The organism is Pseudomonas sp. 3JA (assembly GCF_036961705.1).
GTDB lineage: Bacteria > Pseudomonadota > Gammaproteobacteria > Pseudomonadales > Pseudomonadaceae > Aquipseudomonas > Aquipseudomonas fluorescens_Q.
Genome location: NZ_JBAMDJ010000039.1, coordinates 1 through 16,561, shown reverse-complemented (window position 1 = coordinate 16,561; position 16,561 = coordinate 1). Strand labels below are relative to the sequence as shown.

Below are 16,561 nucleotides of genomic sequence, written 5' to 3'. Positions count from 1 at the left end.
GGATTTATCCCCTCGCCACAGAGTCATCGTTTTCTTGGGTGTACGGCATTCGCCATTAAGGCCGCATGAAACCGTAGTCCTGTTCATCGTCGAGGTTTTCCGCCAGGAAACTCAACTCATCGGCCAGGTCTTCAGGGCTGCGCACTGTCTTGCTCTGTTGCACGATCGCACTGAGCAAGGCGCGCAGACTCAAGCCTGGGTCAAAACCGATCTCCATTGCGGCATCGTGGCTACGCCTGATCTCTTGTCTGGCCCACTCATAAACACTCATGGTTGTGCTCCTGGAAATTTTCCAAAGCATGAATGGCGTGTGGTGGTACAGCCTTGACGTGAATCAAGGCTTGTCATCATCGTTCCACGGAGCCGACAGGTAGCGCGTGCGGTTGAAGGTCTCCAGCCATTCGGGACTGAACACCACCAATGCGCTGATCACCATACCGTTGATAAAGGCCTCGGGAAAAATGATCAACCAGAGGTAGCCGACAAAATCTTCCAGCCAGTAAGGCATGGCGAATATTCCGTCGTACCACAGCAGGCCAAGCCCCAGCAGCAGGCACGCCAGCGCCGAAAGCGCGGCCGCGAGAAACCCCGAACAGAAGATATACACAAACAGATTGCGCGGCTGGGCGCGCTCCACCAGGATCGCGCAGCACTCGGTGACCAGCACCGGCAAAAGGATCAGCAGCGCACCGTTGACCCCTACCGCTGCCAGGTCCTGGCGGCCCAGCAGCACCAGCGCGAGCTGCGCGCACAGGCCACCGAGGATCGCCAATGGCCAGTCCAGCAATAGCGTCACAGCAGTCATGCCGATGAAATGATACGAGACACCCGTATCGAAATCCCGGCGCACCAGCCACAGCATGAACAACGCCAGCACTGTGCCGAACAGCAGATGCTGGCGACGGCTGTCGGTGAACAACTCGACCCACGGTGCCCGAAACACCGCCCAAGCCAAGGCAGGCAGAAAAATCAGCCAGCCGCCCGCCAGCGTCTGCGGGGAGAGCAGTTCGGCACCGATCATGGGACTACTCCTTTCGCTTGCCCTTGCCTCAAACAGGCTGTTGTGGCGAGGGAGCTTGCTCCCGCTCGGTTGCGCAGCGACCGCAAAATCTTGGGGCCGCTTCGCAGCCCAACGGGAGCAAGCTCCCTCGCCACGGTATTTCAAACCAGCAGTCTACACCTCACCCATAACGTCTATTAATCAACGCAACGCTTTCAGCTTGTCGCAATTGAACGCTAAGCTTGGGCTCATGGATGACTCCGATTACTTACGCCTGCTGACCATCGCGGCCGAGCAAGCCAACGCCTTTCTCTCCAATGCCCGCAAATGGGAGCGTGAGCGTTGGGTTTGCCAGCGTCTGCTGCAAGGGCTGAACGTACCTTATCGCGCCGACGAGTTCGCGCCGGCCGGCGAGCCGCCGGACGTGTTGTTTCGCGATGCCAATTTCGAAGTGTTTTTCGTGCTCGACGAAGGTCGACGCCTCAATGACGAATGGCGCGATGAACTGCAACGCCGCCGCAGCGCCTTCTCCCTGAGCCAGCTGGTACGTCGCGAGGCCAAGCCGCGGCGGATTCCGGCCAATGAGTTCCTGATGCGGCTGGCCCCGACCCTGCGCAAGAAAGCTCACAACTACACCGAACGCGGCATGGACCTGGGGGACCTGGACATCATCGCCTTCGCCAGCCTCAAGCGCGAAGTGCTGGACCTCAACAGTCACTTCCCACCGCCGACCGAATACCTGCGCCAGGGCTGGCGCTCGCTGTCACTGGTGGGGCCGACGTTTGCCCGGGTGCTGTTCGCACACCCCGACGCGCCGGACTTCCTGCGCAGCAACCTGGGTCGCAGCATTGTGTTCGATGTCGGGATCAGCCTGTGAGCCCACTGCAGGAATTGATTGCCGCTGTGCCCCAGCAGGGCCGCGTACGCTGGATTGGCGTACGACCTCAGGGCCACGCGCCCATGATCGAACTGGACGCCGTGGAGGCCCGCCTGGAGGCTGGGCTGACCGGCGATCACGCTCGCCCCGGCGTGCGCAATGCGCGGCAAGTGACGCTGATCCAATGGGAGCACCTGGCCGTGATCGGCTCGCTGATGGGCCGTCCCGAGGACCGGCCCGTGCTGCCACAGGAGCTGCGACGCAACATTGTGGTCAGCGGCATCAATCTGTTCAGCCTCAAGGGCCGGCGCTTTCGCATTGGCCAAGCCATTTTTGAAACCACCGGCTGGTGCCAGCCTTGTGCCCGATTGGAGCGAAACCTCGGCGAAGGTACGTTCCAGGCTGTACGCGGCCATGGCGGAATCACCGCCCGGGTGTTAAAAAGTGGAATCATTCGCCTGGACGACAGCCTGATCGTCGAACCCGTTCCGGCGAGCGGCTACGCTACTTTCAATGCCGGCTAGCCGGACGCTGTAACGTCTTCACATTCCGCAACGTCTACCTGACGAGGCCTTTATGACCAGCCGCCTGAACCCAGAAGACCAGAAGCATGTCGAAGAGTACCTGCAACTGTCCCAGCACCGAGTCGAGCGCCGGCCTTTCCGGCCGTGGATGCTCCTGGTGGTGGTACTGGCCGTGACCATCGGCCTGGGCCTGTTGAGCCGACTGATCAGTTACCTGACGCTATGAGCCGCCCAGTCACACTGCCGCTCGCTCGGGTAACGGCACCGATTTCCTTTAGCCTTGCGAGATATCCCCATGACTCATCGTATTGTCATCGTTGGCGGCGGCGCCGGCGGTCTGGAGTTGGCTACCCGTCTGGGTAAGACTCTGGGCAAGCGCGGCACGGCCAGTGTGATGCTGGTCGACGCGAACCTGACCCACATCTGGAAACCGCTGCTGCACGAAGTGGCCGCAGGCTCCTTGAACTCCTCCGAAGACGAACTCAACTATGTCGCCCAGGCAAAATGGAACCACTTCGAGTTCCAGCTCGGGCGCATGAGTGGCCTGGATCGCGAGCGCAAGAGAATCCAACTGGCCGCCACCTACGATGAGGCGGGCGTCGAGCTATTGCCGGCCCGGGAACTGGGCTACGACACGCTGGTGATTGCCGTCGGCAGCACCACCAATGACTTCGGCACCGAAGGCGCAGCGCAGCATTGCCTGTTCCTCGACACCCGCAAACAGGCCGAGCGCTTCCATCAGCAACTGCTTCATCACTATCTGCGCGCCCACGCCGGGCAAACCGATATCGTCGAGCGCATCAGCGTCGCCATTGTCGGAGCCGGTGCGACCGGGGTCGAACTGGCGGCCGAGCTGCATAATGCCGCCCACGAACTGCACGCCTACGGCCTGGACCGGATCAAACCGGAAAACATGCACATCACTCTGATCGAAGCGGGCCCACGCGTCTTGCCAGCCCTGCCGGAACGTATCGGCGGACCGGTGCACAAGACCCTGGAGAAACTCGGCGTCAACGTCATGACCAACGCCGCCGTCAGCCAAGTGACCGCCGACAGCCTGATTACGGCAGATGGCAAAGTGATCGACGCGAGCCTGAAAGTCTGGGCCGCCGGGATTCGCGCCCCGGACTTCCTCAAGGACATCGACGGGCTGGAGACCAACCGGATCAATCAGCTGCAAGTGCTGCCTACGTTGCAGACCAGCCGCGACGAGAACATCTTTGCCTTCGGCGACTGCGCCGCCTGCCCGCAACCCGGCAGCGAGCGCAACGTCCCACCCCGTGCCCAGGCCGCGCATCAGCAGGCCTCGCTGCTGGCCAAGTCCTTGAAGCTGCGGATCGAGGGCAAGGCCCTGCCCGAATACAAATACACCGACTACGGCTCGCTGATCTCTCTGTCGCGATTCTCGGCAGTCGGCAACCTGATGGGCAACCTGACCGGCAGCGTGATGCTCGAAGGCTGGCTGGCGCGGATGTTCTACGTTTCGCTCTACCGCATGCACCAGATGGCACTGTACGGCATGTTCCGCACGGCCATGCTGATGCTGGGCAGCAAGATCGGGCGCGGGACCGAGCCACGGCTAAAACTGCACTGAGACCTTACAGATGATCGCTCCCGCGCTCTGCGTGGGAGCGATCATCCCTTCAATGTCCCTTCAATAATCAAACCTGAAATCGCTGCACCATCGTGCGCAACGAATTGGCCAGTTGCGACAACTCATGGCTGGACGCACTGGTCTGGTCCGCGCCGGAAGCCGAACGCACCGACAAATCACGAATGTTCACCAGGTTGCGATCCACCTCGCGGGCCACTTGTGCCTGCTCTTCGGCGGCGCTGGCGATCACCAGGTTGCGTTCATGGATTTCATTGACCGACGCCGTGATGGTCTGCAACGCGTCCCCCGCCCGCTCCGCCATGGCCAGGGTACTGGCGGCGCGACTGGAGCTGGCCTGCATGGAGTCGAGTGCCTGGGTGGCGCCGCTGCGCATGCCTTGGACCATTTGCTCGATTTCCTGGGTCGATTGCTGCGTGCGATAAGCCAGCGCCCGCACCTCATCGGCCACCACTGCAAACCCACGTCCACTCTCACCCGCCCGGGCCGCTTCAATGGCCGCGTTGAGGGCCAGCAGGTTGGTCTGCTCGGCGATGGCGCGGATCACGTCCAGCACCTTGCCAATATCCTGCGATTGGTTGGCCAGGGATTGCACCAGGCCGCCAGTCACTTGCACGTCGCTGGCGAGGGCGCCGATGGCGTCGACCGTGTCGCTGACTCGCTGTTGCCCAAGGGACGCCGACTCACTGGACTGACGCGTGGCATCGGAAGTGGAAACCGCATTGCGCGCGACTTCTTCCACGGCGGTGGTCATTTCGGTGACGGCCGTGGCAGCCTGTTCAATTTCGTTGTTCTGTTGTTGCAGGCTTTGGGTGCTGTCGAGCGTGACGGCGTTCAGTTCATCGGCTGCGGTGGCCAGTTGCGCGGCCGAACCGCTGATGCCCTGCAACGTCTCACGCAGATTCTGCTGCATGGCCGCCAACGCCTTGAGCAAGCGACTCACTTCGTCGTTGCCATGGGTCTCGATTGGCCGGGTCAGGTCACCCCGGGCGACGCTCTCCGCAGCATTGAGCGCCTCACCCAAGGGTTTGACGATACTGCGCGTGAGCAGCATGGCCAGGGCCACCGTGGCCAGGGCGGCGAGCACAACGAACAGGCTGACGATCATGCGGGAATTGGCGTAGTGCTCCTGGGACTTCTGACTCTCGATGGACACTTGCTTGGAGAACAGCTCCGCCAGGTCGTTGAGCTGTTTGCCGGAACCGTCCACCACGGTCTTCATGTCCACCAGCAGCAGCTTGATCAGCTCGTCCCGACGCCCTTGCTCTGCCAGGGTGAAGGATTGGGCGATACCCGTACGATAAGCGGCGAAGGTTTGCTTGAACTGGTCATAAAGCGCCTTGCCTTCAGGCGTCACGACGAGCTTTTCGTAGGCCGCGATTTTTTCGCTCAGCTCCTTGTCGCGCGTATCCATCTGTCCGCGATACACCGCAATATTCTTCGGGTCCTGGTCCAGGGCCATGCGCAGGGAAATGGTGCGGATCCGCAGCATCCACTCGCGGATCTCATCACCGCCGCGAATGCTCGGCAGCCACTGGGTCTCTACCGCGACTTCACTGTCACGGATACTCGACATCTGTCCCAGCGCGAACACCCCGAGCAATGCCACCAGCACGGCGATCAAGGCAAAACCCAACGCGGCACGAGGGGCGATATTCAGCTGACGAAGAACCATAGGGAATGCCTTTTTTATTATTGGCCTGAAGTGGGGCAAGGCCCCTGTCGGCGGGTTATCGGCAGGTTGTACGATGTCTTAAGTCAAATCCGCTTTATCGCACGCAAAAAAAAATCCCCGTATCTTTCGATACGAGGATTTTCAATATGGTCGGGGTAAGGGGATTCGAACTCCTGACATCCTGCTCCCAAAGCAGGCGCGCTACCGGACTGCGCTATACCCCGGTAAAAAAAAGGCGACCTTCGCAAGTCGCCTTCTCGATCAGCGCTTTTGGCCTCTGATCTTAAGATTCGATTCCAGCGAACTGGTTTCAAAAATGGTGGGTCGTGTGGGATTCGAACCTACGACCAATTGGTTAAAAGCCAACTGCTCTACCAACTGAGCTAACGACCCAAAAATGGTCGGGGTAAGGGGATTCGAACTCCTGACATCCTGCTCCCAAAGCAGGCGCGCTACCGGACTGCGCTATACCCCGATTGAAATGGCTCCGTGACCAGGACTCGAACCTGGGACCCAATGATTAACAGTCATTTGCTCTACCGACTGAGCTATCACGGAACTGATATTTCAAGTTACTACTTTAAGCTGCTACGTTGAAGCCAGCTTCAACCTCTTCTACCCTTACGCATCGCTGCGTTCGTGTGTCTGAGGCGCGCTATTCTACAATCTTCAAAACCTCTGTCAACCCCTTAAATTGCTTTCAAGACAATGATTTGCAACTTATTTTGGATTCCTTCTCAGCGAGAAGTAACCCTTGGGGTGACTGACTGCGGGGCGCACTTTACAAGCCTTTTCCTTTGAGTTCAACGGCCTGATGAAAAAAATGGCGCTTGGAAGCGAGCCCCCCATAAATCAGGAAAAGAACATCGGCCGTGGCGAGGGAGCTTGCTCCCGCTGGAGCGCGAAGCACTCCTCGCTTTTTGAGGGGCCGCTACGCGACCCAACGGGAGCAAGCTCCCTCGCCACAAAAGCCCAGACAATCGCCTCAGTTGAAGACGATTTCGTCGTTCTCCACTGTACCGGTCACAGTCTCACCCGGCATGAAGCGACCCGACAGGATCAACTGCGCCAGCGGGTTTTCGATCCAGCGCTGGATCGCCCGCTTCAGCGGCCGTGCGCCATAGACCGGGTCGTAACCCACCGCAATCAGCTTGTCCAATGCCTCGTCGCTCAATTGCAGTTTCAGCTCACGCTCGGTGAGACGACTGCGCAGGCGACCCAACTGGATCTCGGTAATGCCGGCAATCTGATCACGGGCCAATGGCTCGAAGATCACCACTTCGTCGACCCTGTTGATGAACTCCGGCCGGAAGTGCGTAGAGATCGCGTCCATCACCGCCGCGCGCTGCGCCTCGCGGTCGCCCACCAGTTCCTGGATCTGCGTCGAGCCCAGGTTGGAGGTCATCACGATCACCGTGTTACGGAAGTCCACCGTGCGCCCGTGGCTGTCAGTCAGGCGACCATCCTCCAGCACTTGCAGCAGGATGTTGAACACATCCGGATGCGCCTTCTCGACCTCATCGAGCAGGATCACCGAGTACGGCTTGCGACGCACTGCCTCGGTCAGGTAACCGCCCTCTTCATAACCGACATAACCCGGGGGCGCACCGATGAGCCGCGCCACGGAGTGTTTCTCCATGAACTCGGACATGTCGATGCGCACCATGGCCTCTTCGGTGTCGAAGAGGAACTCGGCCAGCGCCTTGCACAGTTCGGTTTTACCGACCCCCGTAGGGCCGAGGAACATGAACGAGCCGCTCGGACGGTTAGGGTCCGACAGCCCGGCACGGGAGCGGCGTACGGCATTGGACACTGCCACGACTGCCTCTTCCTGGCCGATCACACGCTGGTGCAGCAGGCTTTCCATCTTCAGCAGCTTGTCGCGCTCGCCTTCGAGCATTTTCGACACCGGAATGCCGGTCCACTTGGAGACCACTTCGGCAATCTCTTCCTCGGTGACCTTGCTGCGCAGCAACTGGTTTTCGCTCTTGCCGTGCTGGTCGACCATTTGCAGGCTGCGCTCCAGGTCCGGGATCACCCCGTACTGCAGCTCGGCCATGCGGTTGAGGTCGCCTTTACGACGGGCCGCTTCCAGCTCCTGGCGAGACTGTTCGATCTTCTGCTGAATCTGCGCAGAACCCTGGACTTCGGCTTTCTCCGAGTTCCAGATTTCCTCGAGGTCGGAATACTCACGCTCGTGACGAACGATCTCTTCCTGCAACCTTTCCAGACGCTTCTTCGCCGCTTCGTCGCTTTCTTTCTTCAGGGCCTGGGATTCGACCTTGAGCTGAATCAGGCGGCGCTCCAACCGATCCAGCACTTCGGGCTTGGAGTCGATTTCCATGCGGATGCGGCTGGCGGCCTCGTCGATCAGGTCGATGGCCTTGTCCGGCAACTGGCGGTCGGTGATGTAGCGGTGGCTGAGCTTGGCCGCCGCGATAATCGCGCCATCGGTGATCGCCACCTTGTGGTGAACTTCGTAGCGTTCTTTGAGGCCGCGCAGGATGGCAATGGTGTCTTCCTCGCTCGGCTCCTCCACCAGCACTTTCTGGAAGCGCCGCTCCAGCGCCGCATCCTTCTCTATATATTGGCGGTATTCGTTGAGCGTGGTCGCGCCGACGCAGTGCAACTCGCCACGGGCCAACGCAGGCTTGAGCATGTTGCCGGCGTCCATCGAGCCTTCGCCTTTACCCGCACCAACCATGGTGTGCAGTTCGTCGATGAACAGGATGATCTGCCCTTCCTGCTTGGACAATTCATTGAGCAACGCCTTGAGCCGTTCTTCGAATTCACCACGGTACTTGGCACCGGCGATCAAGGCGCCCATGTCCAGGGACAACAGGCGTTTACCCTTGAGGCCGTCCGGCACTTCGCCGTTGATGATGCGCTGGGCCAAGCCCTCGGCAATGGCGGTTTTACCCACACCTGGCTCGCCGATCAGCACCGGGTTGTTCTTGGTGCGGCGTTGCAGCACCTGGATCGTACGGCGGATTTCATCGTCGCGGCCGATCACCGGGTCGAGCTTGCCTTCCTCGGCACGCTTGGTCAGGTCGACGGTGTATTTGTCCAGCGCCTGGCGCGACTCCTCGTGGTTGGCGTCGTTGACTGCTTCGCCGCCACGCAGGTTGTTGATAGCATTTTCCAGCGCTTTCTTGCTCACCCCTTGGCCGAGCAACAATTTGCCAAGCTTGCTGTTCTCGTCCATGGCGGCGAGCAGCACCAGCTCGCTGGAAATGAACTGGTCGCCCTTCTGCTGGGCCAGGCGATCGGCCTGGTTGAGCAGCCGCGCCAGGTCCTGGGACATGTTCACGTCACCGGTGGGATTCTGGATCTTGGGTAACTGGTCGAGCTCCTTGGCCAGTTCTTTGCGCAGACTGTTGACGTCAAAGCCGACCTGCATCAGCAGGGGCTTGATGGAGCCGCCCTGCTGTTCGAGCATGGCCTGCATCAAATGCGCCGGTTCGATACCGGGATGGTCCAGACCGACGGCCAGGGACTGGGCATCGGACAGGGCCAACTGTAATTTGCTGGTTAAACGATCAATACGCATGGGTCACCTTCCTAATGAGCAGGCCGGACCTTGGAAACATCCTGAATGAAGAAACCTGCCAGATACCGTTATAGATGTGGTCGATTCTGGAAGATTCAAGCCGGGCGCCCTTGATACAGATCAGAGAAGTCTAGCGTTCGATCCAGATCAGCGAAGCGAAGCGACCGGTGCGCGGGTTGCGGCGGTAGGAAAAGAAACGAGGGTCGGTCACGGTGCAGAGACCGCCACCGTAGACGGCCGTGACACCACGTGCGGCCAGGCGCAGCCGTGCCAACGCGTAGATATCGGCGAGGAACTTGCCGGCGTTTGGGCTCGCGGCAAAGGCTTGGGCTGCCTGGGGCAGTTGCGCGATGAAGGCTTCACGGACTTCCGGCCCGACTTCAAACGCTTGCGGGCCGATGGCCGGGCCGAGCCAGGCGAGGACTTCATCCGCGGGCACCGCAAGGCTGTCGAGGGTGGCTTCCAGCACGCCGTTCGCCAGCCCGCGCCAGCCGGCATGGGCCGCCGCGACGCGGGTGCCGGCACGGTTGCAGAACAGCACAGGCAGGCAGTCCGCCGTCATCGCGGTGCAGGCGATACCGGGCGTGTCGGTCCAACTGGCATCGGCGGTCGCCACCTGGGCCGGATCAGCCTCGACCACGGCAATGCCGTGGACCTGCTGTAGCCAGGCCGGGGTGATGGCGAATTGATCGGTGAGGCGACGACGGTTTTCGGCGACGGCCGCTGGATCGTCGCCGACATGATCGCCCAGGTTGAGGCTGTCGAACGGCGCCAGGCTGACGCCACCCTCACGGGTCGTGATGCAGGCCTTGACCCCGGCCGGCGCGGGCCAGTCGGGTATCAGCCAGTCACTCATCCGATGAACGCCTCGCGGTCCTGCTTGAGCAACGTCAGCAGCCAGACGAAGTCATCCGGCAACGGCGACTCCCAGCTCATGCGCTTGCCGGTCGTCGGATGGTCCAGCTCCAGGAAACGTGCATGCAACGCCTGGCGCGGGAAATTCTTCAGCGATTCGACCATGGTCTGGCTGGCAGCCGGCGGAATGCGGAAACGACCGCCGTAGGCCGGGTCACCCACCAACGGGAAGTTGATGTGGGCCATGTGCACACGGATCTGGTGGGTCCGGCCGGTTTCCAGCTTGACCCGCACATGGGTGTGGGAGCGGAAACGCTCGAGCACGCGATAATGGCTGACCGCCTGCTTGCCGCCCTCCATCACCGCCATGCGTTGGCGCTGCTGGCCGTGACGACCGATAGGGGCGTTGATCTTGCCACCGGCGGTGACGACCCCGATCACGATGCATTCATAGATACGGCTGACGCTGCGGCTTTGCAGCTGTGTGACCAGCTGTGTCTGCGCCTGGATGGTCTTGGCCACCACCATCAGACCGGTGGTGTCCTTGTCCAGGCGATGGACGATGCCAGCACGCGGCACATTGATAATGTCCGGTACGTGGTGCAGCAAGGCATTGAGCAAGGTGCCATCAGCATGCCCAGCCGCCGGGTGCACCACCAGGCCCGCAGGCTTGTTGATCACCAGGATGTCTTCGTCTTCATAGACGATGTCCAGGGCGATGTCCTGGGCGACCCATTCTCCCTGGGCCTCCTGTTCGGCAGTCAGCTCGAGAATGGCACCGCCGTGGACGATGTCGCGCGGGCGGATCACCGCCCCATCCACAGTCAGGCGGCCGTCCTTGATCCAGGCGGAAAGGCGCGAGCGAGAGTGCTCGGCAAAGAGTTGTGCGGCGACTTGATCGAGGCGTTGGCCGCCCAATTCGGACGGCACCTCTGCGCGAAGTTCTATTTTATCGGACATGCTCGGACTGGGCGTCGGCACAGCCTTTGGTTTCGGCTGCGCGCTTGTGGTTAAATACGGCGTCTTTTGCCCCGAGGCTTTCAACGGGGCGCTCATCATAACAGGACGGCCCCGCCCAAGACAGCGGCCGTCATAGGGACGCAAGCCGCCATGCAAGTGAAACACCTGCTGCTGATCGCCATCCTCGCATTGACTGCTGCTTGCTCGTCGAAGGAAGTCGTAGACGAAAACCTGAGCGAAGTCGAACTGTACCAACAGGCGCAGAACGACCTGGACAACAACAGCTATACCAGCGCCACTGCCAAGCTGAAGGCGCTGGAGTCGCGGTATCCGTTCGGTCGCTACGCCGATCAGGCCCAGCTGGAGCTGATCTACGCCAACTACAAGAACGCCGAGCCGGAAGCAGCCAAGTCCGCCGCCGAGCGTTTCATTCGCCTGCACCCGCAGCACCCGAATGTCGATTACGCCTATTACCTCAAGGGCCTGACCTCCTTCGACCAGGACGTCGGCCTGCTGGCGCGCTTCCTGCCGCTGGACATGACCAAGCGTGACCCGGGCGCCGCGCGCGACTCCTACAATGAGTTCGCCCAACTGACCAGCCGCTTCCCCAACAGCCGCTACTCGCCGGACGCCAAGCAGCGCATGATCTACCTGCGCAACCTGCTGGCCTCCTACGAAATCCACGTGGCCGACTACTACCTGACGCGTCAGGCCTACGTTGCCGCCGCCAACCGTGGCCGCTACGTAGTGGAAAACTTCCAGGAAACCCCTTCGGTGGGTGACGGCCTGGCCGTGATGACCGAAGCCTACCAGCGCCTGCACCTGGACGACCTGGCGGCCACCAGCCTGGAAACCCTCAAGCTGAACTACCCGGATCACCCATCCCTGGTCGATGGCCAGTTCACCCCACGGGTCGACGAAGCGGACAACCGTTCGTGGCTGAGCAAGGCGACCCTGGGCCTGATCGAGTCCCGTCCACCTCTGCCGCCGGGCGAAACCCGCGCCAACCAGGACGTGCAGCGTCAGTTCCAGGACGCCAAGGAAGCCATTCCAAACGAGCTCAAGCCCAAGGACGAAAATGGCGACGTGATCGAAGAAGAAGAGCCTGAGAGCGAATCCACCGATCGCTCCTGGTTCAGCTACATGACCTTCGGTATGTTCGACTGAGGCCAAGGCCTCAGCAAAAAGGGAGACCCGCGGGTCTCCCTTTTTTATGCCTGGGTTTTATTGCGCTGTGCGCCGTTCCTGTCCTTGGCTAAACTGCCTGATCTCTAGCCAAAAAGCCGCCCATCATGCTTCGTTTACTGTTCTGGATCGCCCTGATTGCCGCCGCGGTATGGTTCTGGCGCAAGTTCAAGAGCACCTCATCCGCGCCGAACGCTCCCCGGGAGCAGGACGCACCACCCATGGTTCGTTGCGCCCATTGCGGCGTACACCTGCCCCGTGACCGGGCCCTGGCCCTCGAACAACAATGGTATTGCAGCCAGGCTCATCTCGAGCAAGGCCCGGGCACTCGTGATCGCTGAGGCCTCAAGCCCACGCGAAAAACAAGCGCAGCGCCTGCTGCGTCTCTATCACCTGTATCGCCTGAGCATCGGCATCACCCTGGTGCTGCTGATCTCCAGCAAGCTGGACAACCGCCTGCTGGAGTTCGCCAACGACGACCTGCTGCGCAACGGCAGCTGGTTGTACCTGGTGCTGAACATCCTGCTGGTGGTGTTCCTTGAGAACATTCGCCGCCCCGCCCGGCTGTTCGGCCTGGCCCTCACCGACGTTCTGCTGCTTTCGTGGCTGTTCTTCGCCGCGGGCGGTGTGCCCAGTGCCATCGGCAACCTGCTCATTGTCTCGGTAGCCATCGGCAATACGCTGTTGCGAAGCCGGGTCGGCCTGTTGATCGCCGCTGTCGCCACGATCGGTATCGTCGGGTCGACTTTTTTCCTCGGCCTGAGCGATTCAAACCGTCCCAGCAGTTATCTGCAAGCCGGCACCCTCGGGGCGCTGTGTTTTGCCGCCGCCCTGCTGGTACAGGGCCTGACCCGGCGACTGGAAGCCAGTGAAACCCTGGCCGAGCAACGAGCCAGCGAGGTGATCGGCCTCGAAGCGCTCAACGCACTGATCCTGCAACGCATGCGCACCGGTATCCTGGTGCTCGACCGCGAGCGGCGCGTGCAATTGGCCAACGAAAGCGCCTTGAACCTGCTGGGCATACACGACCTGGTCGGCCAGCGCATCGATGACTATTGCACCGCCTTGGTCGAACGCCTGCAATTGTGGCTGAACAACCCCAGCCTGCGCCCTCCCAGCCTGACCGTGACCGGCACAGGCCTGACCCTGCAACCGAGCTTCATCGCCTTGGGGCATTACGATCAACAGCAGTTGCTGGTATTCCTTGAGGACCTGGCCCAGGTTGCGCAGCAGGCCCAGCAACTGAAACTCGCTTCCCTCGGGCGCCTCACTGCTGGCATCGCCCATGAAATCCGCAACCCCTTGGGCGCCATCAGCCACGCAGCGCAATTACTGCGCGAATCCGAGGAACTGAACAACGCGGATCGGCGTCTGACGCAGATTATTCAAGATCACTCCCAACGAATGAACCGCGTCATTGAAAACGTCCTGCAGCTGTCTCGTCGCCAGCAAACCACCCCCCAACGCCTCGACCTGCGAACCTGGCTCGACCAGTTCGTCCGGCAGGCCCGTGAAAGCATGGCCGAGCACCAGCACTTGCACCTGAGCATCGACCCGGGTGACTACACCACGCTGATGGACCCCGACCAGTTGACCCAGGTACTCGACAACCTGCTGCGCAACGCCTGGCGCCACAGCGCCATGGCCCACGAACAGGCCGAGGCCTGGCTGAAACTGTTCATCGACCCCCACAGCCAGTTATCCACCCTGGACATCATCGACAACGGCCCTGGCGTGACGCCAGAGCAACAGGCACATTTATTCGAACCCTTCTTCACCACCAGCAGCCAGGGCACCGGCCTTGGGCTCTATCTGTCCCGTGAGCTGTGCGAAAGCAACCAGGCCCGCCTAGACTTCAAACCACGCCAAGGCGGCGGTTGCTTTCGCATCACCTTTGCTCACGGACGGAAACAGATTTGAATACACGCTCACGGCAACGAATCCTGATCGTCGATGACGAACCGGACATCCGCGAACTCCTGGACATCACCCTGGGCCGGATGAAACTCGACACCCGCAGCGCCAAGAACCTCGCCGAAGCCCAGAACCTGCTGGCCGGCGAGGCCTTCGACCTGTGCCTGACCGACATGCGCCTGCCCGACGGCACCGGCCTGGAACTGGTGCAACACATCCAGCAGCGTTACCCCCAGCTCCCCGTGGCAATGATCACCGCCTACGGCAGCCTGGAAACCGCCATCGACGCCCTCAAGGCCGGCGCCTTCGACTTCCTGACCAAACCGGTAGACCTGGGTCGGCTGCGGGAACTGGTCACCAGTGCCCTGCGCCTGCCGCCGGTCGCCACGCCTGGCACCACCCTCGAGCGCAGCCTGCTGGGCGACTCGCCCCCCATGCTCAGCGTGCGCAAGCAGATCGAAAAACTCGCCCGCAGCCAGGCACCGGTGTACATCAGCGGGGAATCGGGCTGCGGCAAGGAACTGGTCGCCCGGCTGATCCACGAACAAGGCCCCCGTGCCAACCTGCCCTTTGTACCGGTCAACTGTGGGGCAATTCCCACGGAGCTGATGGAAAGTGAGTTTTTCGGCCATCGAAAAGGCAGCTTCAGCGGCGCCATCGAGGACAAGCCAGGTTTGTTCCAGGCCGCCCATGGCGGGACCTTGTTCCTCGATGAAGTGGCCGACCTGCCCTTGGCGATGCAGGTCAAGCTGTTGCGGGCGATCCAGGAAAAGGCCGTGCGCGCTGTTGGCGGCCAGCAGGAAGAAGTGGTGGACGTGCGCATCCTCTCTGCGACCCACAAGGATCTGGACGGCGAAGTGGCCGCCGGGCGCTTTCGCCAGGATTTGTATTACCGGCTGAACGTCATCGAACTGCGCGTCCCGCCATTGCGTGAACGCCGCGAAGACATCGAGCTGCTGGCCAATCACATGCTTCTGCGCCTGGCAGCCAACACAGGCAGTCCACCGGTCAAGTTGCATCCCCAGGCGTTGGACGCTCTCAAGAGTTACCGTTTCCCGGGCAACGTGCGTGAACTGGAGAACATGCTCGAACGGGCCTACACCCTTTGCGAACAGCAGCAGATCGAAGCGGATGACCTGCGTTTGGCCGAGGGCAATGGCAGCGCAGAGCCGGGCAACCCCGACTTGATGCAGGTCGATAACCTGGAAGACTACCTGGAAGACGTCGAACGCAAGCTGATCCTCCAGGCCCTGGAGGAAACCCGCTGGAACCGCACGGCGGCGGCGCAGCGGTTGAAGTTGTCGTTTCGGTCGATGCGCTATCGGTTGAAGAAACTCGGGCTGGATTGAGCCACGGTTTTCCAGCCCATGCTGCCCCATGTGGCGAGGGAGCTTGCTCCCGCTGGGCTGCGAAGCAGACCCGAACCTTGCACCTCAGTGTGCCAGGTTGATTGAGTCGCTGCTTTTGGGGCTGCTGCGCAGCCCAGCGGGAGCAAGCTCCCTCGCCACAGGTGCTGTGTTCGCCTTGGCCGTTCTTCTAGACCTCCGCCACCGGCACCTGCTCGTCCAGCACACGATTGGCTAGCAACTCACTCAACTCGATCAGCTGTTGCACGCCCAATGCAACATGCCGTCGCGAGCCGTCGAGTTCGAAGGCCAGGTCGCTGATTGTTGCGTTGGCTGAGGCCAGGGTTTCGCTGAGGTTGGCGAGGAGGCACTCGGTGTCAATGCCCTCCACGACGGTGAATAGCTGGTTTGAGGATGGTTTCTTTTTGGCTTCAGGCTTTGGCTTTGGGGCTAGGTAATAGTCGAGAGCGCGCTGGGCGGCTTCGTCGAGTTTTTGAGAATCGAGCCCGTTTTGAGCTGATGTGGAATCGGTTTCGGGAGGATTGGGTGTAACCTTGATCATCGTGCATCTCCAAGTTATTGGAGCTGCCACCGATCGCCGCGACGCGATTGGAGGTGGCAGCTGTACGCAGGTTCGCGGACCGAGAACTTGGATACCCGGCATACCCGAAGGTATCCCACGTACAGCCAGCCATGACAAAACGACAAATGCCGAAGCACCGTCGAGGGCTGGATTATGCACCAAGTTAGCGGGCCGCGACGCCCGGACGCTGAATTGGCAGCGACGGGGAAAGGTTAGCGAGAGCCCTTCCCACTCGGCAACCGCCAGAGATCGTCGGAAAATTCATCTCGATTCAGAATTTTGTCCGACCTTTCTCACAAATCTGGTTTGGCTGTCAGGGCATCGGGAGTGTGTATATCCGTTTCTGCGGTAACGGCCACTTAGGGTTCCGCCCTGACGGCGGGTCACTTTCGAAAAGCGCGAAAGTAACCAAAGCGCTTCTGCCCCACCACTCGGCACCTCGCCTAGGCTCGGTGTGCCCTCACTCCGGCATTGCTCCGT

At 61.0% G+C, this 16,561-nt stretch carries 15 protein-coding genes and 4 tRNA genes; 8 read left to right on the top strand and 11 right to left on the bottom strand.

Going from position 1 to position 16,561, the window contains the following annotated elements; all coding sequences use genetic code 11:
* Window positions 1-55: 55 nt before the first annotated feature.
* Window positions 56-271 carry a hypothetical protein gene (locus tag V7773_RS24485; RefSeq protein ID WP_013694234.1) on the bottom strand — a complete coding sequence of 72 codons (216 nt, stop codon included), beginning with the start codon at window positions 269-271 and terminating at the stop codon, window positions 56-58.
* Between the two features lie 63 nt (window positions 272-334).
* Complete coding sequence (locus V7773_RS24480) at window positions 335-1,021, bottom strand: energy-coupling factor ABC transporter permease (RefSeq protein WP_092150419.1); 687 nt, start codon at window positions 1,019-1,021, stop codon at window positions 335-337.
* Between the two features lie 229 nt (window positions 1,022-1,250).
* On the opposite strand from V7773_RS24480, the gene V7773_RS24475 reads away from it, so the two are divergent.
* From V7773_RS24475 to V7773_RS24460, 4 genes are all read left to right on the top strand, one after another.
* Window positions 1,251-1,877 carry a DUF1780 domain-containing protein gene (locus V7773_RS24475; protein WP_003205682.1) on the top strand — a complete coding sequence of 209 codons (627 nt, stop codon included), beginning with the start codon at window positions 1,251-1,253 and terminating at the stop codon, window positions 1,875-1,877.
* A complete protein-coding gene (locus V7773_RS24470) occupies window positions 1,874-2,401 on the top strand; it encodes an MOSC domain-containing protein (RefSeq protein WP_336075675.1) in 528 nt (175 codons plus the stop codon). Before V7773_RS24475 ends, V7773_RS24470 begins: the two co-directional genes overlap by 4 nt.
* A 52-nt stretch (window positions 2,402-2,453) precedes the next feature.
* Window positions 2,454-2,627 (top strand): DUF3094 domain-containing protein, encoded by a 174-nt coding sequence (locus tag V7773_RS24465; protein ID WP_003205686.1) that lies wholly within the window; start codon window positions 2,454-2,456, stop codon window positions 2,625-2,627.
* Between the two features lie 69 nt (window positions 2,628-2,696).
* Complete coding sequence (locus V7773_RS24460; protein WP_063324325.1) at window positions 2,697-3,995, top strand: NAD(P)/FAD-dependent oxidoreductase; 1,299 nt, start codon at window positions 2,697-2,699, stop codon at window positions 3,993-3,995.
* 67 nt (window positions 3,996-4,062) lie between these two features.
* Here V7773_RS24460 and V7773_RS24455 read toward each other — a convergent pair whose 3' ends face one another.
* From V7773_RS24455 to rluD, 8 genes are all read right to left on the bottom strand, one after another.
* Entirely contained in the window at window positions 4,063-5,688 is a 1,626-nt protein-coding gene (locus V7773_RS24455; RefSeq protein WP_092150409.1) for a methyl-accepting chemotaxis protein, read from the bottom strand.
* Window positions 5,689-5,835: 147 nt separating this feature from the next.
* Window positions 5,836-5,912: transfer RNA gene (locus V7773_RS24450), tRNA-Pro, on the bottom strand.
* 93 nt (window positions 5,913-6,005) lie between these two features.
* Window positions 6,006-6,081, bottom strand: a tRNA-Lys gene (locus V7773_RS24445).
* A 5-nt stretch (window positions 6,082-6,086) separates the two neighbouring features.
* Window positions 6,087-6,163, bottom strand: a tRNA-Pro gene (locus tag V7773_RS24440).
* A 7-nt stretch (window positions 6,164-6,170) separates the two neighbouring features.
* Window positions 6,171-6,246: transfer RNA gene (locus tag V7773_RS24435), tRNA-Asn, on the bottom strand.
* A gap of 427 nt (window positions 6,247-6,673) precedes the next feature.
* A complete protein-coding gene (gene clpB / locus V7773_RS24430) occupies window positions 6,674-9,238 on the bottom strand; it encodes an ATP-dependent chaperone ClpB (RefSeq protein ID WP_053125348.1) in 2,565 nt (854 codons plus the stop codon).
* A 130-nt stretch (window positions 9,239-9,368) separates the two neighbouring features.
* Window positions 9,369-10,094: a peptidoglycan editing factor PgeF gene (pgeF, locus tag V7773_RS24425; protein WP_336075669.1), complete on the bottom strand. Its 726-nt coding sequence runs from the start codon at window positions 10,092-10,094 to the stop codon at window positions 9,369-9,371.
* Window positions 10,091-11,053: a 23S rRNA pseudouridine(1911/1915/1917) synthase RluD gene (gene rluD / locus V7773_RS24420; RefSeq protein WP_063324322.1), complete on the bottom strand. Its 963-nt coding sequence runs from the start codon at window positions 11,051-11,053 to the stop codon at window positions 10,091-10,093. The genes pgeF and rluD overlap by 4 nt, the downstream gene beginning before the upstream one ends.
* 150 nt (window positions 11,054-11,203) lie before the next feature.
* Between rluD and V7773_RS24415 the strand changes: the two genes are divergently transcribed.
* From V7773_RS24415 to V7773_RS24400, 4 genes are all read left to right on the top strand, one after another.
* The gene (locus V7773_RS24415; RefSeq protein ID WP_092150403.1) at window positions 11,204-12,220 is read left to right on the top strand and encodes an outer membrane protein assembly factor BamD; all 1,017 of its coding nucleotides are present in this window, start codon (window positions 11,204-11,206) and stop codon (window positions 12,218-12,220) included.
* 125 nt (window positions 12,221-12,345) lie between these two features.
* Window positions 12,346-12,579, top strand: a complete 234-nt coding sequence (locus tag V7773_RS24410) for a PP0621 family protein (RefSeq protein ID WP_063324319.1) — start codon at window positions 12,346-12,348, stop codon at window positions 12,577-12,579.
* Window positions 12,569-14,158 carry a two-component system sensor histidine kinase NtrB gene (locus tag V7773_RS24405; RefSeq protein WP_063324318.1) on the top strand — a complete coding sequence of 530 codons (1,590 nt, stop codon included), beginning with the start codon at window positions 12,569-12,571 and terminating at the stop codon, window positions 14,156-14,158. Before V7773_RS24410 ends, V7773_RS24405 begins: the two co-directional genes overlap by 11 nt.
* A complete protein-coding gene (locus V7773_RS24400) occupies window positions 14,155-15,501 on the top strand; it encodes a sigma-54-dependent transcriptional regulator (RefSeq protein ID WP_336075665.1) in 1,347 nt (448 codons plus the stop codon). The genes V7773_RS24405 and V7773_RS24400 overlap by 4 nt, the downstream gene beginning before the upstream one ends.
* Window positions 15,502-15,688: 187 nt before the next feature.
* On the opposite strand, the gene V7773_RS24395 is transcribed toward V7773_RS24400, so the two are convergent.
* Window positions 15,689-16,060, bottom strand: coding sequence for a DUF6124 family protein (locus V7773_RS24395; protein WP_336075663.1), 372 nt, complete (start codon window positions 16,058-16,060; stop codon window positions 15,689-15,691).
* Window positions 16,061-16,561: the final 501 nt, after the last annotated feature.